Here is an 18351-nt window from a genome sequence, read left to right on the forward strand (position 1 = left end):
CCGGCTGTCGGGCACTCAATATATTTAGCAGGACGTAGAGCATTTATGGTGACCTGGGGAATAATTGTGCTCATCATGCTGTCGCTGGTGGGGTCGATGATGTGGGCCATGCCGTCACCGCGGGAAAAGGCTCAGGCGGCACTGCGTAGCAAGGCTCGCACCCTGGGGCTGCAGGTGCAGCTGGTCAGGTTGGCGGCGCCCCGTGCGACGGGTGAAGCCGATGCCGACGAGTATGACCGTGCGGCTTATCGCAAGCTGCGCAGTGGTCTCAGTGCAGCCCAGCGGGATCGGTTAATTCCCTGGCAAGTATTTCGAATCCGTTCTCTTGCCTGTGACGGGCTCCCGGAGGGATGGAGCTGGAAGCAGGGCGAGGGCATCTTGGCGCAGGCGCAGCTCAATGTGCTCGCGGACGCCTTGCGGGCGCTGCCGCAGGATGTTTTGGCGCTGGAATCGACTCCATTGTATGTCACAGCATACTGGAGTGAGCGTGGTGGTATTGACGAACTGGATAAAATTCAGCTCATGCTGCAGCGCGTAATTGATGCAGGGTTCTAAAAGGAGATAAGTGTGACAAGCGAGCAACAAGTCGAGCCGGGAATCTATCGACATTACAAGGGCGGCGAGTACGAAGTGGTGGGTTGTGCTCGTCACTCGGAGACCGAGGAATGGCTGGTCGTTTACCGACCCTGCTACGGTGACATGGGGTTGTGGGTCAGGCCGCTGGAAATGTTTATCGAAACGGTCGCAGGCCCCGGCGGTGTGCCGGTTAAGCGATTTGCTCGCCTCGATGAGCGGTGATGCGGGTCAGTGATGCGAATAACTGGCTGTGGAACCTCAGTGCTCCCTGAAGTAGTCTTCGAGGTTGTCGGCCAGAGTGCCGCCTGAGCGCTGGGGGCTTGGCTCAAGGCTGTCCAGCAGAGTCTGTATTTGGCCCAGGCGCTCCTGTTTAAGGTGCTGTGGCACCATGGCGCGGGTCAGCACGGCCTTGGCGTGTTTCAGGTGAGACAGCGCCGCGGGCTTGTCCTGAAGGCTCAGGCTTTTCTGGCCTTGTGTGAGGTGCGCCGTGGCAATCATCGATACGTTCAGCCAGTGCAACTCCTGAACGTAGTTCTTGGCGATGGGCGGCGCCAGCTTGTTGTCCTGCGCCATTTCTGTCAGCAACTCGCGTGCATGATTAATGTAGATGGATGCGCGCTTGATGGCGCGGTCGCTATTCAATGAGGCAGACGTGCCCGTGGTGCGATCTGCGCTCTGTTTCTGGTTGTTCAGTGTGCTGAGTAGCGGGTTGTTCGGTGCCAGTGATGCCATTTCACTGATCAGGCCTGCTACATGGGTTTCAATGCGCTCAATGATCTCGGGTTTGCAGTTGCAGGCACGCAATATGCCCAGGGTACTGATGCCGTGTTCTGCCTGCTGTCCCAGCCACTGCACGCGCGTGGCCTGCTTGTGGGCATGCCGCTCCCGTTGGCTGATTAGATGGCTGCCAATCAGGGCCAGGAGTCCGACAACGGCGATTATGATGAGTATGATGATGTTGTCGTGCAGCATGAGTGCCATCGGGGGTTGGTTATTAAGTCTATGAATCATAAAGTGTAACAGAAGCTTTTTTCTTCGGATGCAGCGTTCTGCCCCGCTAAGCGACAAAAAAGCAGCTTTTTCTTCGCTTTGCTTGACCCCCGCAATGTCAGCACTTATATATGCACGCTGATTCAGTTAGCCGGTCCCGCGCCAAGGAACATTATTTTATGGGAAAGTCTCTCGTTATCGTCGAGTCCCCTGCAAAGGCCAAGACGATAAACAAATACCTCGGCAGTCAGTATGTCGTTAAGTCGAGCGTAGGCCATATCCGCGATCTTCCGACCAGCGGGACCGCAACTAAAAGTGACCCCAAGGAGCGGGCGCGTCAGGCGGCTTTGACGCGCAAGATGTCGCCCGAGGACAAGGCGGTTTACAAGGAACGCAAGTCCAGGGAGCAGTTGATCGGCCGCATGGGTGTTGACCCTGACAATGGCTGGGCAGCGCACTACGAGATTCTTCCTGGCAAGGAAAAGGTCGTCGAAGAGCTCAGACGGCTGGCTGAAAATGCCGACGAAATCTATCTCGCGACCGATTTGGACCGCGAGGGGGAAGCGATTGCCTGGCATTTGCGTGAGGCCATCGGCGGGGATGATTCACGCTATCGCCGGGTCGTGTTCAACGAAATCACCAAGAAAGCAATCAAGGCTGCCTTTGAGCAGCCCTCCGAGCTTGACCTGGCGCGGGTCAATGCGCAGCAGGCGCGGCGTTTTCTGGACCGCGTAGTGGGCTACATGCTGTCTCCGCTGCTGTGGGAAAAGGTCGCGCGCGGCCTGTCCGCCGGACGTGTTCAGTCCGTAGCAACCCGTCTGGTCGTTGAGCGCGAGCGGGAGATCCGTGCCTTCATACCTGAAGAGTACTGGGAGTTACACGCCAATACGCGGACTGAGGACAAGGCCGGGGTGCGGCTGCAGGTGACCCGCTACAAGGACGAGGCGTTCCGGCCGGTCAGTGAAGCGGACACCAGCGCTTCAGTAAAGCTGCTGCAAGATGCGACCTTCAAGGTTGCCAAGCGTGAAGACAAGCCGACGACAACCAAACCTGGCGCGCCCTATATCACCTCCACGTTGCAGCAGGCGGCCAGCACACGGCTTGGGTTTGGTGTCAAAAAAACCATGATGATGGCCCAGCGGCTCTACGAGGCCGGTTACATCACCTACATGCGAACCGACTCCACCAATCTCAGCAGTGATGCGGTGGAACAATGCCGTGAGTATATCGGTGATGCGTTTGGCAGCAAGTACCTGCCCGATGCGCCGGTCGTGTACAGCAGCAAGGAGGGTGCGCAGGAGGCGCACGAGGCCATACGTCCATCTGATGTCAGTATTGAAGCGACTGCACTGACAAACATGGAGCGGGACGCTGAGCGTTTGTATGACTTGATTCGGCGACAGTTCCTGGCCTGTCAGATGAAACCTGCGGAGTACCTCAGTACGCGTGTGCAGGTCAGTGCCGGAGACTTTGAGCTGCGTACGCGGGGTCGAATTCTTAAGTTCGATGGCTTCACCCGAGTGTTGCCGGCCAAGGGTAAAAGTGACGAAGACGTGATTCTGCCGGATCTCAAGGCAGGGCAGACGCTGTTGCTTGAAGAGCTCGATCCCAAGCAGCACTTTACCAAGCCTGCGCCGCGTTATACCGAAGCGAGCCTGGTCAAGGAACTGGAAAAACGCGGCATTGGGCGGCCTTCGACGTATGCGGCGATTATTTCCACCATTCAGGATCGTGGCTATGTTGAGGTGCAGAATCGGCGGTTTTATGCCCAAAAGATGGGTGACATCGTTACCGAGCGTCTGACCGAAAACTTTAGCGATCTGATGGATTTCAGTTTCACAGCGCGCATGGAAGAGGCGCTGGATGATGTCGCCAGTGGTGACAAAAACTGGAAAGAGGTGCTCGATGGCTTCTATGCGGGATTCGTCAAGAAACTCGAGGAGTCGCGTAGTGCTGAAGGGGGGATGCGGCCCAATACGCCCACCGAAACCGATATTCCTTGCCCCGTGTGCGGTCGGGTCATGATGATCAGGACCGCCAGTACCGGCGTATTCCTGGGCTGTTCCGGCTATGCGCTGCCGCCCAAAGAGCGCTGCAAGGAGACCATCAATCTGGTTTCCGGCGACGAGGTAGTCAGTGAGGATGCGGATGATGAAGCCGAATCACGCCTGCTGCGCAAGAAGCACCGCTGTGTTAAGTGTGGTGCGGCAATGGACTCCTACCTGATTGATCAGTCGCGCAAACTGCATGTGTGCGGCAACAACCCGGATTGCGATGGCTTTGAGGTTGAGCATGGCAGCTACCGTATCAAGGGCTATGAAGGGCCTACCATCGAGTGTGACAAGTGCAGTGCGCAGATGGAGCTCAAGACTGGGCGTTTCGGCAAGTATTTTGGGTGCTCCAATAGCGAATGCAAAAACACTCGCAAGTTGCTAAAGAGCGGCGAAGCCGCGCCGCCCAAGATGGACCCGGTGCCCATGCCCGAGTTGAAGTGCGAAAAGGTTGACGACACCTATATCCTGCGTGACGGCGCCAGTGGCCTGTTCCTGGCGGCGAGCCAGTTTCCGAAGAACCGCGAAACCCGGCCGCCCAAGATCAAGGAGCTGTTGCCGCACAAGGATGAAATCGATCCCAAGTACAGCTTCCTGTTTGATGCGCCTGTCGCGGATAGTGATGGTAATCCGACGTTGGTGCGCTTCAGTCGCAAGACCAAGGAGCAGTACGTGATGACTGAAGTCGAAGGCAAGGCAACCGGGTGGCGCGCCTACTTTGATGGCGGTCGCTGGGTGGTGGAAGAAAAAGCCAAAAAATCCAAATAGGCCGGCGGTGCAGGCAGTATGAGTGTATTTGTTTCCCGAACCAGTCAGAAGCTGAACTTTGTACAGCTGCAGCTGGAACAGTTGGCCAAGGCAGAAGAGTCGACCGGCTGGAGTAGTCAGGCACAGGTTGAGTGCTGCCAGGAGTCGCTGCTGTTCCATCTGGAATCGGCGTATGGCGCTCTTTTGCGCGAAATTGGCGATCATTACCGCCTGGATGTTGCTCAGGTCCAGTCCTTCGCCGATCTGGATGCTCTGTTTGAGCAGGCGGGCGTGCAGTCACCCGAACGCGCCGAGCTGGCTTCGCTGGAACAAGACGCAGGTTCCTGGCTACGGCGCCTGCGTGCGGCCTATGGCGCCTGCTGGCAATCCGGCGCCAGGGCCCAGGCTATTGACGCACCGCAGAGTCAGTCCGAGATACGACTGGTGCAGGTTAGTACTGATGTGGCTGTGTCTGATGTGTCGCCGCAGCTGTGCCGACAATGGTATCGCGAGCTTACGCAGCTTGCTGATCGACTGCGGGCCGGCATGCAGGAGTGGTGACGGTCGTCTTTGCAGGCGTGTGACGCGTTACACCTGGGCGGATCCAGGGCGTTGTCATGCCGGCTTAAATGGGTGAGATAGAAACTGAAAGGCAAAAGGATCGAATGAAGGACGCAATGCTTGAAATTGTCATGCTGGAGTCGGGCGATATTGTTGTCCGTCGGCCGAGCGAGCAGGATGAGCCTCTGCTGACGTTGAGTTTTTCCGATGAGCTGATCAGTACGCTGGGTGATGAGCGTATCAATATTGCCAAGATCATGCTGTCAGCCGGCGTTCAGCTGGTTGCCGAGGCGGGCGCGCGTCAGCGTGAGGCCCGGGACGAGGTGCTCAGGCCGCCTGTTGTTCACTAGCGGTTTTTTATAAAGAGTTCCACGCGTTAGCGTTAGCCCGCAATTTCATAATTGCTCTTCATATATGCTTTTCATGTGTGCTGCTGTCAGTAATACCGCTGTATTCGCTTTGGTTCCGATAGATGCTGTCCTCACAGTCACCCTGCGGGCGTCTGTGAGTTGATGTGTGCAGTCGGATCAGGCGTGTTCGCGGCCTCGTATCAGAATGCCGTGGCTGTCCCCGCAGGCAGAGGCCTGTTCCAGTGCCTTTAGCTCAAACTCTGACAGATAACCCGGCCACGAGATAACCGCGTGACAGGTGCCGGTGCTAAGAGCGCGGCGGGCGAGATCAAACACGCTGTGTCCGCTGTCAGGCTGAAGCAAAATCACCTTTCCAAGATCAATGCCGGCATCGGTCAACAGTGTCTTGGGTAGCAGTGCAGGTGGGGCGACCCAGGCGAACCAGCGGTCATCACGGCTGAGCTGCGCCAGCAGGGGCATGAGCAGGGGCATGCTGGACAGGTCGTTGTCGTGGGTAATGATTTCCGTCAGTTTACCGGCGCGATGGTTGCTCAGGGCCGGGCGATGGCTGGCTGCACCCTGGTGGAAGGTGCGGCGGTATTTGGGGGCAGGGGCAGTATTCATAGCGGTTCTCCTCCGCGGCGGATGACACCGACACCAAGACCTTCAATGGAAATTTCCTGTTCCTTCAGGTCGATCTCTATGGGAGCAAAATCTTCGTTTTCAGCGATCAGGTATACCCGGTTCTTGTCGCGCTTGAAGCGCTTTACGGTTACTTCATCGCCGATGCGTGCCACCACGATCTGGCCATTTCGGGCTTCCTGGCACTGATGTACCGCCAGCAGATCGCCATCCATGATGCCGATATTGCGCATGCTCTGGCCTTTGACGCGTAAAAGGTAATCGGCAGGCGGGTGAAAAAAATCGGCGGAGATGGTGCAGTGATCCTCGATATGCTGTTCAGCGAGGATGGGCGAGCCCGCGGCCACCTGCCCCACGATGGGCAGGCTTTCGTTGGCGGCATCGAGCCCTGGGTCTGGTAGTCGAATGCCGCGAGAAGTGCCGGGTATTATTTCAATCGCACCCTTGCGGGCCAGTGCCTTGAGATGCTCTTCTGCAGCATTGGCCGACTTGAAGCCAAGCTCGCGTGCTATGTCTGCCCGCGTAGGCGGATAGCCGGTGGTTTCGATATGCTGCTTGATGCACTCGAGCACATCCGTTTGTCGGCGGGTCAGTTTCATCATCTTGGCCTGTTGTTTTATACAGTACGTGTAAGTATATACAGTACTTTAATCCGGTAAAGCAAATTCTGTTGATATATCCAGTGTTTTGCTAGAATCGCGGCTCCTGTCTCAGTCGATCCGGATGCTGCGTTGCTAACCGAGGACCTTAAAAAACAGATTCAGCAGGCCTATCGGGCGTTCCTTGATGCCAAGGGCCTGAAGTCGCGCTACGGGCAGCGTCAGATGGTAGCCGCGGTGGCGCGCGTCATCGGTGGTATTGAGGCCGATGCATCGGGTGTGCGCCAGTCCCAGGGACATGTCGTGCTGGTGGAAGCCGGCACCGGTACGGGCAAGACGCTGGCGTACCTGCTGGGAACCATTCCGATTGCCAGGGCTGCCACCAAGAAACTGGTGCTGTCGACGGCCACCGTGGCCTTGCAGGAGCAGTTGCTATACAAGGATCTGCCCGACATTGCCCTGCATGCCCAGCTGCCGGTCAAGGTGAGTCTGGCCAAGGGGCGCGGGCGTTATCTGTGCATCAACAAGGCTGAACGCCTGCTCGATAGCCAGGATGCCATGGGCCAGATCGCACTGTATGAAGATGAGCAGGTGCACAAGCTGGATGAGGCAGATCTGGGGCTTTATCGGGATCTGCTAAACGAGTTTGCGTCGGGGCGCTGGGACGGTGATCGTGATAACCTCAAGCGCGAGCTGGAGGACCAGTTGTGGCATCCGCTCACCAGTGATCATTTGCAGTGCACCAACCGGCGCTGTCATAACTTCAGTGCCTGCCCGTTCTATCGCGCCCGGGAATCGCTGGATCAGGCGGAGGTGGTGATCGCGAACCACGACCTCGTGATGGCGGATCTCGCGCTGGGCGGGGGGGCCATTTTGCCGGACCCCGCCGACAGCATCTATGTGTTCGACGAAGGCCACCATCTGGCGGCGAAGGCCATCGGCCATTTCTCGTACAGCATGCGGGTGGCCGGCAGTATTCGCTGGCTTTCGGCGGCGACGCGACAGCTCGAAAAAATGCGTGTTGACTGTGGCGAGCACCAGGTACTCTCCACCTATGTGTCGCAGCTGGCGCAGCCTTTTACAGACCTGAACCAGTGTCTGGAGAGCTTCCAGCGCACCTTGCGCGCATTGCTGACCGAGTCAAACGGCAGTCCCAAGTCGGATCGTTTTCGCTTCCCCAACGGGCAGCTTCCGGAAGCGCTGCGTATTGAGGCCGGTGATCTGACCCTGGTGGCCGACAAGGCGGCGGTCAAATTTGAACAGATCGTAGAGCTGCTGAAAGAGGCCATCGATGGCGGCATTCCGGAGATAGAAAAGGATGCAGCCGAGCGCTGGTATCCGCAAACCGGGCTGCTGCTGGCTCGAATGCAGGCGATTCACGCGCTGGTACGTTCCTACCGCAATCCCGATCCCGCCGGCGCGTCGCCCACGGCGCGCTGGATCAATGTTGTCGAATCCGCCGACGGGATTGATTTTGAATGCCGCAGCAGTCCGGTATCTGCCGCGGCGACACTGAGCGAACACCTTTGGCAACACTGTTACGGCGCTGTCGTGACATCGGCCACCTTGACGGCGCTGGGGCAGTTCGATCGTGTGCTGGTGGACCTGGGCCTGCCCGCGGACAGCCCGTGTGAACGACTGCAAAGTCCGTTTGATCATCAACGCTGCGCCGAACTCTGGGTGCCGCCGATGCAGGCAGACCCGTCCAACCCGGAAGCACATACAGCCGAGGTAGCGGAGTTTCTCGCCAAGCGGCTGCCGCAGGCAACGGCGACCCTGGTTTTGTTCAGCTCATGGCGTCAGATGCGCACTGTGCTTGAACAGTTGGATGAATCCATTAAGAATACCATTCTGTCCCAGGGGCAGTTTTCGAAGAACGAAATACTGCAGCAGCACCGTGCGGCGATTGATAAGGGCACGCAGAGTATTATTTTCGGTCTGGCGTCGTTTGCCGAGGGTGTCGATTTGCCCGGCGACTACCTTACCGAAGTCATTATTGCCAAGCTGCCTTTCAGCGTGCCGGATGACCCGGTGGATGCGACCATGGCGGAGTGGATTGAACGCCAGGGCGGTAATGCGTTTATCGACTGGAGCGTTCCGGTCGCTTCCATGCGGCTTACCCAGGCGGTAGGGCGCTTGCTCAGAACAGAACAAGATAGCGGCAACATTATATTGCTGGATCGCCGAGTGGTAACCAAACGATATGGCAGACAGCTGCTGGATGCGTTGCCACCTTTCAGGCGCAAACTGAACTAACAGGGTTTCACATTGAATAACGACGATAAAAGCAAAAAGCGTAGACGTCCGTCACGCGGCTCTTCACGCAAGCGTTCGGGCTCCCGTCAGCGTAGCGAAACCAAGACAGAGCACAAATGGTCACCGGCCGATTTTGTGGTGCCCGTCCAGGAAGGCAAGTCACGTTTTCATGACTTCAACTTGCCGGACGCCGTACTGCATGCCATACAGGATCAGGGCTTCCAGTACTGCACGCCGATCCAGGCTGCCACCATTGAGCCCGCGCTTGCAGGCAAGGACATTATTGGCAAAGCCCAGACGGGAACCGGCAAGACCGCGGCCTTTCTGACCGGCATCATTACGGACCTGCTCGACTTCCCGCTGGGTGAAGAGCGGCGCCTGGGTGAGCCCCGGGTGTTGATCGTGGCGCCGACGCGTGAGCTTGCGCTGCAGATCGCATCCGATGCGGTGGATCTGGGCAAGTACGCCGATATCAGCGTCGTTGCGCTGGTGGGTGGAATGGATTACGAGAATCAGCGTGCACAGCTGCGTGAGCGTCCGGTGGACATTCTGGTGGCGACGCCGGGTCGCCTGATTGATTTCGTGCGCTCCAAAGACGTGGATTTGTACAACGTTGAAGTACTGGTGCTGGATGAAGCCGACCGAATGCTGAGCATGGGCTTTATCCCCGACGTGCGTACCATCATTCGCCAGACCCCGCGCAAGGGGGAAGACCGTCAGACACTGCTGTACAGCGCCACCTTCTCGGACGATATCATGAGTCTGGCGCAGCAATGGACAGTGGACCCGGTGCGGGTTGAAATCGAAGCTGATCGCAAGACCACGGATAATATCAGCCAGACCGTATTCCTGGTGTCCAGCAGCCAGAAGTATCGTTTGTTGCGCAACTATATTCGCGTTAACGGTATCGAGAAGGTCATCGTGTTTGGCAACCGGCGTCACGAGACCCGCGCCCTGGCCGAGCGGCTTGAAAAGGATGGACTGCGTGCTGCGCTGATGTCCGGCGAGATTCCCCAGAACAAGCGTCTGCGCACGCTGGAAGATTTCCGTAATGGCAAGATCCAGGTGCTGGTGGCGACCGATGTTGCCGGCCGAGGGATTCATATCGACGGCGTCACCCACGTCATCAACTATCAACTGCCGGAAGATCCGGAAGACTATGTGCACCGCATTGGCCGCACAGGACGTGCCGGTGCCACCGGGGCGTCGGTGTGTTTTGCCTGTGAAAACGACTCTTTCCTGATTCCGGAAATCGAAGTGGAAACCGGCGTAAAAATGAACTGCCTGCACCCTGATCCCGAGCTGCTGCTCGACGTGCCTGCGGTCAAGGCGCAATCCTCTGAGACTGTCGATGCAGATGCCAGCGCATCGGCTTCTGCCGCCGAGGCTGAGCCGAAGCCTGAGGCGGGCGCTGATGCTGCCAGTGAGGTCAGTACGCCCGACGACGCGTCGGTGGCGCCGGCTGCAGAACGTGCGGTGGAGGCGGAAGCTGGCGCTGATACTGCACGGCAAAAGCCGGCACAGGTAGAGCCCGCGGTGGAGCCTGCGGATGTTCCGGCAGGGGAGACCACCGTTACTGGCGAGGCGCCCGCAGCAGAAGTCCCGGCCGCTGAGAAAAGCAAAAACTCGGATAATGCGCCTCAGAGTCGTACGGCTGATGCTGCTGCATCAGGTGAAGCAACGGATGAGCCAAAGTCGACGCCGACAGCCTGATTGGCGCGGACGCCTGCGCGGGATTCTTGTGCAGGCGTCACTCGGTTGCCTCATTGGCGATTCGGTTCGATATGCATATTTCCAGGGAGTTTTGATTAATGAATGGCGGGATGCGAGTAACCGTGTTGGGCGGTGGCAGCTTTGGTACTGTGCTGGCCAATATCATGGCGGAAAAAGGCATTCAGGTTAGGCTCTGGATGCGCGATGCGCAGCAGGTCGAGAAAGTTCGCCAGAGTCGAGAGAATAGCAAGTACCTGCCGGGCTATCGTCTGGCCGCTTCCCTGCAAGCCCACTCCAGTCTTGAAGAGGCGCTGGACGGGGCCGCGCTGGTGTTCGTGGCGATTCCCAGTGGCGGCTTTCGCGCCGTGGTTCACGAGGCTCGCGCCTATATGGTGCCCGGGCAGATGGTTGTCAGCACCACCAAGGGCATAGAAGCCGGCACCTTCAGCTTGATGAGTGAAATCCTCAGTGATGAGCTCCCCGATGCGCAAATTGGTGTGCTGAGTGGGCCTAACCTGGCCAAGGAAGTCGCTGCGCACCAGCTCACGGCGACGGTTGTCGCCAGTGAAAGCGAGGCGCTGCGAGAGCTGGTGCAGAGCACGCTGCATACGGCTTATTTTCGAGTTTATGCCAGTACCGACATGTATGGTGTTGAGCTCGGTGGCGCGCTCAAAAATATCTACGCCATTGCAGCGGGTTTGAGTAATGCGCTGGGTATGGGGGAGAATACCCGTAGCATGCTGATGACGCGCAGCCTGGCGGAAATGAGTCGCTTCGCTGTCAGCATGGGCGCCAATCCTCTGACCTTCCTGGGGCTGGCGGGTGTGGGTGACCTGATCGTGACCTGCATGTCGCCGCTGTCGCGCAATTACCGCGTGGGGTTTGCTCTGGGCGAAGGCAAGTCGCTGGAGCAGGCAGTTGCGGCACTGGGTGAGGTAGCGGAAGGCGTCAATACGTTGCACCGGGTCAAGGAAAAGGCCGATCAGCTAGGGATCTATATGCCCTTGGTGGCGGGCCTCTATGAGGTGGTCTTCAATCATGCGCCGGCGGCAGCGGTGGCCAAGATGCTGATGCTCAACGAGCAAAGTAGCGATGTCGAGTTCGTTCTGCCGCGCAGCTGAGAGGCTGCCGGCGACTAGCAGAGGTCAGGCATGGAACTATTTGTCATGCGCCACGGTGAAGCGGGCTGGGACGCGCCGGTGGATGCAGAGCGGTCCCTGACGCCTGCGGGTACAGCCGCTGTACGGGCGATGCTGGCGGCCAACGTGCAGCAGCTGGCCGGGGTCAAGGCGGTTGTTTCAAGCCCTTATCTGAGGGCGCGCCAGACCGCTGCGCTCGTCGCCGAGGTGCTCGGTGTACCGATACTGGCGCCGAAGGTGGCCTTCGTGCCGGAATCCTCTGTGAGCGATGCGCTGGCTCAGCTCGAACAGTTGCCCTGGCCGGGGGTGCTGATGGTGGCGCATCAGCCTCTGCTGGGTAATCTGGTTGCTACGCTGCTGGATGGAAATGCGCGTTATGCCGAGCCCATGGACCCGGGTGCTCTCGTCATGCTGGAACTTGACTGGCCGGCGGCGGGCATGGCGCGCCTGATAAAAAAACTGGATGCCTGAGCGTTCTGTCAGCCAATTTCCTCATCCTCAATCAGACGCTTCAGCCATCCAGGCCGCGCAGCAGCATGCAGGCTTGTTCTGCCGTGCGCTCACCCAGTCTCGGCTGGATGGTGCTGGATGGTGCTGGCGGGTAACAGTTCCCTTTCGCGCATCATTCTTCGCTGTCTGTCGGCCGTAATGGCACCAGGCGAGTATTCGCCTGGTGCCCGCTCACATCAATTCGTAGTTTTCGGCGCTGGGCTTTGAGCCTCTGCGTTGCGAGCAGCCTGTTTCGCCGCCAGATTCTGTAAATAGCGGTCTATGTCGCCGGATTTGAGGGCCACCAGTGCCTGTTCCAGCTTCTTGTTGTGACGGTATATATAGAGTCCGCGCTCCAGTGCCTGCAGCGCCCCCTGATGATTTCCGTTGTGCACATAGGCGCCCGCCAGGTCGTAGAACAGCTGGATGTCGGGGGTCTGTTGCAGGTATTCATTGGCCCAGGCGATAAAAGCCGTGGAGCGCTGTTTGTCATTCAGGCTGTAACCGATGAGCAGCGATTCCTTCATGATCAGGTAAGTGGCCTGGCTGGAGAAATACAGGTTGTTGATCGCCGGTTCAAGAAAGGCGGATTGCTGGCCGCGGCTTTTCATGTAGTTGACGATGCCGGCGTTGGCGAGCAGTGTTTGCAGCAAAAAGGTTGAACCCGCCGCGGGCATAATCAGCAGAAGGGCGGTACAGAGGCCGCGCGCGGCCTGTGACAGCTTGAGGCGAATGCTTGCCGGGCGCAGGCTAAAGGTCAGGTACAGCAGAAACAGCATCAAAAACCAGTGCGGCGACGATATGTAAAAGGGTAGCTCCACCTGCGTATGCAGCACGATGGGCAGCAACATGCCGGCGAGCAGCAGGCCGCGCTGCGAGCCCAGACGTACCAGCTGCCAGGCCACGGCGCCGGCACAGATCAGGATGCCGGCCACGGCGACAAGGCCACCCTCGACCAGCCAGAACAGCAGCTCGTTGTGCGGGTGGGAATAGCGCGGACCTATATCCAGCTCGGGGTGGCTGTCCTGAAACTTGCCGCGCTCCTCCTGCCACACCGACTGGAAGCTGCCCAGGCCATGGCCAAACAGCGGCGCATTGGCGATGGTATCCAGCGATATTTCGTAGACTGAAAAGCGCACGTCTGCCTGGCCACCCTGCTGCAGTCGCTCGATCTTGCTGAGCGCGGATGTGGAGCCTTGCTCGACCTTGTCAGACAGCAGAAAACTGGCTCCCAGCAGCAATGATATGCCCAGTGCCGCGCTGATACGCCGATGCTGGCGCAGGAAGTGGCGCCGTCCGGCGAGTGCCAGCAGCAGGCCGAGAGTTCCGCCTAAAAGGCCCACCCGCGAGCCGGTCGACAGTAATACGCCGCTGCACAGTGCCAGGCCGCAGTAGGGCAGGATGCGTATCAGCCAGCGCGCGCGCAGGGCGCCCGGCCGCGTTGCCAGAAAAATGGCGATGGGCAACGCTGTCGCCAGGAAGCTTGCCGTCAGGTTGACCTGCTGAAAAATCGCTATGGGCTGGCTGCTCTTGGCGATCGGTACTAGGGCGCTGAGAAAAGGCAGCTGTTGCAGCTGAACCCAGCCGATCAGCGCCTGCAGCATGATTCCGCACAAGACCAGTGTGAGAGCCATGTCCTGATGCTGGCGCCGTAGTCTGAACTGAAGCAGGGCGATAAAGAATGCAAAGCCGCCCATGACGTAACCGAGTCGCAGCAGCCATTCGGACGGGTTGCCCACGCCGGTGACAAAGCCGCTGATCAGCAGCCCTGCCGGTAGCGCGAAGAGTGCGAGCCCGTAACGGGGGATTACCAGCTGCAGCCTGTGCAGTGCGAGCAGGAGGCCGGTAGCGGTTAGCAGTAGCGCAGCGATCCAGGTCGTCGCGTTATAGGGCAGATAGAGGCCCTCGCCGCCGAGATTTTGCTGGTAGTAGAGTGGGGCGGCCAGCGTGAGCAAACTGAACAGGCTGAAAAACAGTATCTGTGGGCGTTGCAGGGTTGGATCCCGTTCCAGTTTGAAGGTAAAAGCTGTCTGGCTCGTGTCTCTGTGTTTGCGCTTGGCGCGGGCGTTACGCGACATGGGGCTTTCCTTGCTTAATGGCTAGGTGATGGTAACGCATTTCGTTATGCTGGTGGCACTGTGTTTGGTCAAAGGGTGAAGGATGCATAAATCCTGGAGTTTGGATGTTAATGGTCGGCGCCTGGCGATTATGGAGTGGGGCAATCCGACTGCACAGCCTGTGCTAGCCTTGCATGGCTGGCTCGATAATGCGGCTTCATTTATGCGCCTAGCCCCTCTGTTGCCCGATATACGTCTGATTGCGATTGATCTGGCCGGGCATGGTGAATCGAGTCATCGGGCCGCCGGGTCGCCCTATTATATCTGGGATAATATTGCGGACGTTCTGGCTGTTGCGGACCAGCTTCTGCTGAGGCGGTTTAGCCTGTTGGGGCATTCTATGGGCGCAGGTGTTGCCGTGCTGCTGGCGGCCTGTATGCCGGAACGGGTAGCCCGATTGTTTCTGATAGAAGGTCTGGCGCCACTGGTGTATGAGGCCGAATCCCTGCCTGAGTTGATGGCGCAGGCACTGATCAAGCACCGGCGTATGGAACGGCGGACCCTGCGGCCCTACAAAACCTTTGAGCAGGCCGTCGAGGCGCGTATGAATGGCCGCTGGCCGGTGTGTCCAGAGGCTGCCCGCTGGCTGGTGGAACGAGGGCTTGAACGCTGCGCCGGCGGCTGGCGCTGGCGCAGCGACCCTGCACTGTTGCTGCCCTCGGTAGTGCGCCTCAGTGAAGCCCAGGTCGAAGCCTTCCTTGTGCGGGTAAAGGCGCCGGTGGAGCTGATATTGGGCAACGAGGGAATCGATTCAGCGCGCATGCGTCGCTTGCTGCCGTTGCTCGTCGATGCGCGCGAGCATGTGCTGGTCGGTAATCACCACCTGCATCTGGAGGCAGGCGCCGCGGCAGAGATTGCTACACTCATAATCAACAGCTTGCATGATTCGTGCTGCCATTGAGCGGGCGTACGGATTCGATATAAGGTGTGGCAGGGTCGTGGTTCAGGCGCTGCCGGTGGAATGTTAAGGCAACGTCTGATGCGAAGTTGTTGTCTTTGCTGCTTCAGTGCCGCGGGGCCTGGGGCAAACAGGGTACTGCGATCTGCGTGGTAACCGGTCTGTATGATCAATTGAATGGAGTCTGACCGTGCTGAGAAAAACCTGTTTGATGTTGGCCGGCTTGCTGGTGTCCTGTGCCGTGATGGCTGAGCCCGATGTAGAGGGGTCAGCTGACTATGGCTTGCTCAAGCGATTCCCGCTGTCCTGGATAGAAGGCTACCAGCAGGGGCCGACGCCAGAATACCTGCTGATGCTGTCCGAACTCAAAAAGGCCAATAACATCGTGGTGGCCGACAAACGCAAAGCCCTCGATGGAAAATTGACCCGTATCACGTACCGTATTCCCGATTCGCACCAGCCCGCAGATGCTTTCGAGTATTATCGTTCACAGCTGGCGGCGCTTGACGCAGAGGTGCTGTTCCAGTGCAGTGGCCGGGATTGTGGCAGCAGTCACTACTGGGCCAACGATTTCTTTGGTATTGCGCAGCTCTATGGCCTCGATCGTACCCAATTCTATATGGCGGCGCGCCTGGGGTCTGACTACCTGGCGCTTTATACCGTCCAGCGGGGTAACCGGCGCGTATATCTGCAGCTTGACGTGATATCTGTTGCCGGTGGCAGTGCGCTGGTGCAGGAACTCAGGGTAGCGGGCTTTACAAAGATGGCACTCGATCCGAGCGCGCCCATGGATGTGGTCGATCCGATTGTGCAGCTGCTGGCGGAATTCGAGCCGCAGGAGGTATTCTGGCTCGTGGTGCATCAGCAAGGAAACCCGGTAGAAGATGCGCTGGTACAGTCTGGCACCTTGGCAAAACAGATCGAAACGGGTGTGCGCGGCGCGGGTTTTGAAAATGTGCAGGCTTTTGGGGTCGGGCCGCTAGTGCCCAGCGTGCTGAAAGACAAGGCGGGGGCGCTGGTCGTGATTCGACCTGCGTTACCATGATGACGCGCAAAGTGACCGTGTCTCTGGCGCTTGGCAGCGGGGGCGCGCGGGGCTATGCCCATATCGGTGTGATCGAAGAGCTGGTACGCCGCGGTTATCATATTAAGGCCATTGCCGGAAGCTCGATGGGGGCGCTGGTGGGGGGAATGTATGCGGCAGGTGAGCTGGATGCCTACCGCGAGTGGGTCTCTGGCCTTAAACGGATCGATATACTGCGCCTGATGGACGTTACCTTCAGTCGAGGTGCCATTCGAGGCGATCGTGTGTTTGCAAAGCTGCGAGAACTGGCGGGAGACCCCGATATCGAAAGTCTGCCGTTGAGCTTCACGGCGGTGGCCACCGATCTGTCGCACCAGAAGGAGGTCTGGTTCCAGAAGGGGTCGCTGATGAGCGCTATTCGCGCGTCGGCGGCGGTACCTGGTTTTTTCACTCCGGTGGTGACGAAAGATAACCGTGTGCTGGTGGATGGTGGCGTGCTTAATCCGCTGCCCATTGTGCCAACGGTAGCGGCCCACGCCGACATCATTGTGGCGGTGGACCTGAATGCCAGCCGCTACCGTTTGCCGGTGGTGGATATGCCCCAGAATGCCTTTTTGGATAGTAGCGGGCTTGATGATGACAGCCCGCCCAGTGCCTGGGATGCCGGGACTGTTAATGGTGCGGCGCTTAAAGAGCGCTTTGGTGGTCGACTGGATATTCTGCTCAGCTCGGTGGAGGTGATGCAGAGTTCGTTAAGCGAATACAAAATTGCCGGCTATCCGCCCGATCTGAACATTACCATTCCCAAGGAAGCGTGCAGCTTCTATGAATTTCACCGCGCCGAGGAGCTGATCGAGGTGGGTCGCCTGATCGCCCGTGAACGGCTGTCGGCCATGGAAGAGGGGCGTCTGGAATTACCCCCGGGCTAACATTTGTTTGTACTGCAGCAGCCGGGGGCGGTGAGTAATTCAGCCGCGAATCAGTGCCATGAATTCGTTGCGTGTGGCGAGGTTTTCGCGAAAAGAGCCCAGCATCATTGACGTTTTCATGATCGCGTTTTGTTTTTCGATACCGCGCATCATCATGCACATGTGCTGGGCCTCGATCACCACGCCGACTCCGGCGGCATGTGTTACCTGCATAATCGCTTCGGCAATCTGTTTGGTCATGTTTTCCTGAATTTGCAGCCGGCGTGCAAACATGTCGACAATGCGGCCAATTTTGGACAGTCCGATGACGCTGCCCTGGGGGATATAGGCCACGTGGGCCTTGCCGACAAAAGGCAGCAGGTGGTGCTCGCACATGGAGTAGAGTTCGATATCCTTTACCAGCACCATCTCACTGTTATCCGATGGGAACAGCGCGCCATTGACGACGCCCTCCAGGGTTTGTGTGTAGCCGCGGGTAAGAAATTTCATGGCTTTCGCCGCTCGCGCGGGCGTGTCTCTCAGGCCCTCGCGGCTGGCATCTTCCCCGAGCGCCTCAATAATCCGCGTGTATTCATGTTCCATGGTCTGTCCCCGGGATCAAAAGAATCGGTTGCTGTTATCAGCTATCAGGGTAAACCACTTTTGCCGCTCTTGCGCTTAAGCAGGACATAGAGGGCGCCGGTGCCGCCGTCCTTGGGTTGGGCTGAGCAGAACGCCATGACGCCGTGTAGCTGGCGCAGCCAGTCATTGACCCGTGACTTCAGGACCGGGTAGGAACCGGCCTGAGAATAGGCCTTGCCGTGGACCACAAGGACGACGCGCGCCTGTTGGCGCAAGCCGTCAGCAATGAAGCGGCACAGCTCATCCCGTGCCTGATCTACGGTCATGCCATGCAGGTCGAGCCCCTGTTCCCAGGGAATGTGGCCTTTGCGCAGGCGTTTCATCAGCCCGAGCTGAATACCGGGCGCCGCGAACAGCAGTTCTTCACAGGACTCGACGATCTCGGCGGCTTCGCTGGAGAGTCCGTCGATAACCTGGCGTGTTTCGCGGGTCGCGGCGGCGCGTTTGTAGTCCAGGTTTTGCCGATCGCTAACCCGGGGACCGACATCGGCGCGGTCGTGCCGGTGGCGATCCACGTCCTGCATCAGGTTTTCAAACGAAATCGCTGCATCATCAGCGGGCAGCTTGTGGTCCGACATGGCGTCACTTCAATATTTTCATTAACATAGGCGCCTTTGGAGCACCGCTGCGGATTTGGGTTCGTAGCGTT

At 58.5% G+C, this 18351-nt stretch carries 17 protein-coding genes and 1 pseudogene; 12 read left to right on the forward strand and 6 right to left on the reverse strand.

The features are described 5' to 3' along the window. Positions 1-45: 45 nt before the first annotated feature. Both F451_RS0105545 and F451_RS0105550 read left to right on the forward strand, forming a co-directional pair. The gene (locus F451_RS0105545; protein WP_020680362.1) at positions 46-555 is read left to right on the forward strand and encodes a hypothetical protein; all 510 of its coding nucleotides are present in this window, start codon (positions 46-48) and stop codon (positions 553-555) included. A gap of 12 nt (positions 556-567) precedes the next feature. Then, the gene (locus F451_RS0105550; RefSeq protein ID WP_020680363.1) at positions 568-798 is read left to right on the forward strand and encodes a DUF1653 domain-containing protein; all 231 of its coding nucleotides are present in this window, start codon (positions 568-570) and stop codon (positions 796-798) included. 36 nt (positions 799-834) lie between these two features. Here F451_RS0105550 and F451_RS0105555 read toward each other — a convergent pair whose 3' ends face one another. Further along, entirely contained in the window at positions 835-1557 is a 723-nt protein-coding gene (locus F451_RS0105555; RefSeq protein WP_051103906.1) for a hypothetical protein, read from the reverse strand. Positions 1558-1745: 188 nt separating this feature from the next. Here F451_RS0105555 and topA point away from each other — a divergent pair, with 188 nt between their 5' ends. The 3 genes from topA to F451_RS0105570 all read left to right on the forward strand — a co-directional run bounded on the left by topA (position 1746) and on the right by F451_RS0105570 (position 5275). Further along, entirely contained in the window at positions 1746-4385 is a 2640-nt protein-coding gene (gene topA, locus F451_RS0105560; protein ID WP_026291530.1) for a type I DNA topoisomerase, read from the forward strand. Positions 4386-4403: 18 nt separating this feature from the next. Further along, positions 4404-4925 (forward strand): DUF6586 family protein, encoded by a 522-nt coding sequence (locus tag F451_RS0105565; RefSeq protein WP_020680366.1) that lies wholly within the window; start codon positions 4404-4406, stop codon positions 4923-4925. 116 nt (positions 4926-5041) lie between these two features. Continuing rightward, positions 5042-5275 (forward strand): hypothetical protein, encoded by a 234-nt coding sequence (locus F451_RS0105570; RefSeq protein WP_026291531.1) that lies wholly within the window; start codon positions 5042-5044, stop codon positions 5273-5275. Between the two features lie 177 nt (positions 5276-5452). On the opposite strand, the gene F451_RS0105575 is transcribed toward F451_RS0105570, so the two are convergent. Both F451_RS0105575 and lexA read right to left on the reverse strand, forming a co-directional pair. Continuing rightward, complete coding sequence (locus F451_RS0105575) at positions 5453-5899, reverse strand: cell division inhibitor SulA (RefSeq protein ID WP_020680368.1); 447 nt, start codon at positions 5897-5899, stop codon at positions 5453-5455. Beyond that, on the reverse strand, positions 5896-6519 hold the full coding sequence (gene lexA, locus F451_RS0105580; protein WP_026291532.1) for a transcriptional repressor LexA: 624 nt from the start codon (positions 6517-6519) through the stop codon (positions 5896-5898). The genes F451_RS0105575 and lexA overlap by 4 nt, the downstream gene beginning before the upstream one ends. Before the next feature lie 129 nt (positions 6520-6648). On the opposite strand from lexA, the gene dinG reads away from it, so the two are divergent. From dinG to sixA, 4 genes and pseudogenes are all read left to right on the forward strand, one after another. Continuing rightward, a complete protein-coding gene (gene dinG / locus F451_RS0105585; RefSeq protein WP_020680369.1) occupies positions 6649-8772 on the forward strand; it encodes an ATP-dependent DNA helicase DinG in 2124 nt (707 codons plus the stop codon). Positions 8773-8784: 12 nt separating this feature from the next. Then, positions 8785-10080: pseudogene (gene rhlB, locus F451_RS0105590) on the forward strand (ATP-dependent RNA helicase RhlB); the annotation flags it as partial. Between the two features lie 503 nt (positions 10081-10583). Beyond that, a complete protein-coding gene (locus tag F451_RS0105595; protein WP_026291533.1) occupies positions 10584-11606 on the forward strand; it encodes an NAD(P)H-dependent glycerol-3-phosphate dehydrogenase in 1023 nt (340 codons plus the stop codon). Between the two features lie 30 nt (positions 11607-11636). Further along, entirely contained in the window at positions 11637-12095 is a 459-nt protein-coding gene (sixA, locus tag F451_RS0105600; RefSeq protein WP_026291534.1) for a phosphohistidine phosphatase SixA, read from the forward strand. A 215-nt stretch (positions 12096-12310) separates the two neighbouring features. On the opposite strand, the gene F451_RS0105605 is transcribed toward sixA, so the two are convergent. Further along, positions 12311-14191, reverse strand: a complete 1881-nt coding sequence (locus tag F451_RS0105605) for a PglL family O-oligosaccharyltransferase (protein WP_020680373.1) — start codon at positions 14189-14191, stop codon at positions 12311-12313. Positions 14192-14321: 130 nt separating this feature from the next. On the opposite strand from F451_RS0105605, the gene F451_RS0105610 reads away from it, so the two are divergent. The 3 genes from F451_RS0105610 (at position 14322) to F451_RS0105620 (ending at position 17081) form a co-directional block, all read left to right on the forward strand. Beyond that, on the forward strand, positions 14322-15131 hold the full coding sequence (locus tag F451_RS0105610; protein WP_276202590.1) for an alpha/beta fold hydrolase: 810 nt from the start codon (positions 14322-14324) through the stop codon (positions 15129-15131). Between the two features lie 187 nt (positions 15132-15318). After that, positions 15319-16173: a DUF4892 domain-containing protein gene (locus F451_RS26600; RefSeq protein WP_156826383.1), complete on the forward strand. Its 855-nt coding sequence runs from the start codon at positions 15319-15321 to the stop codon at positions 16171-16173. Next, positions 16170-17081, forward strand: a complete 912-nt coding sequence (locus F451_RS0105620) for a patatin-like phospholipase family protein (RefSeq protein ID WP_020680376.1) — start codon at positions 16170-16172, stop codon at positions 17079-17081. The genes F451_RS26600 and F451_RS0105620 overlap by 4 nt, the downstream gene beginning before the upstream one ends. A 39-nt stretch (positions 17082-17120) precedes the next feature. Here F451_RS0105620 and folE read toward each other — a convergent pair whose 3' ends face one another. Together folE and F451_RS0105630 are read right to left on the reverse strand one after the other, a co-directional pair. Next, positions 17121-17663, reverse strand: a complete 543-nt coding sequence (gene folE, locus F451_RS0105625) for a GTP cyclohydrolase I FolE (RefSeq protein ID WP_020680377.1) — start codon at positions 17661-17663, stop codon at positions 17121-17123. Between the two features lie 44 nt (positions 17664-17707). Further along, positions 17708-18280, reverse strand: a complete 573-nt coding sequence (locus F451_RS0105630; protein ID WP_020680378.1) for a Smr/MutS family protein — start codon at positions 18278-18280, stop codon at positions 17708-17710. Positions 18281-18351: the final 71 nt, after the last annotated feature.

Source organism: Marinobacterium rhizophilum DSM 18822, from assembly GCF_000378045.1.
In the GTDB taxonomy this organism is placed as follows: domain Bacteria; phylum Pseudomonadota; class Gammaproteobacteria; order Pseudomonadales; family Balneatricaceae; genus Marinobacterium_A; species Marinobacterium_A rhizophilum.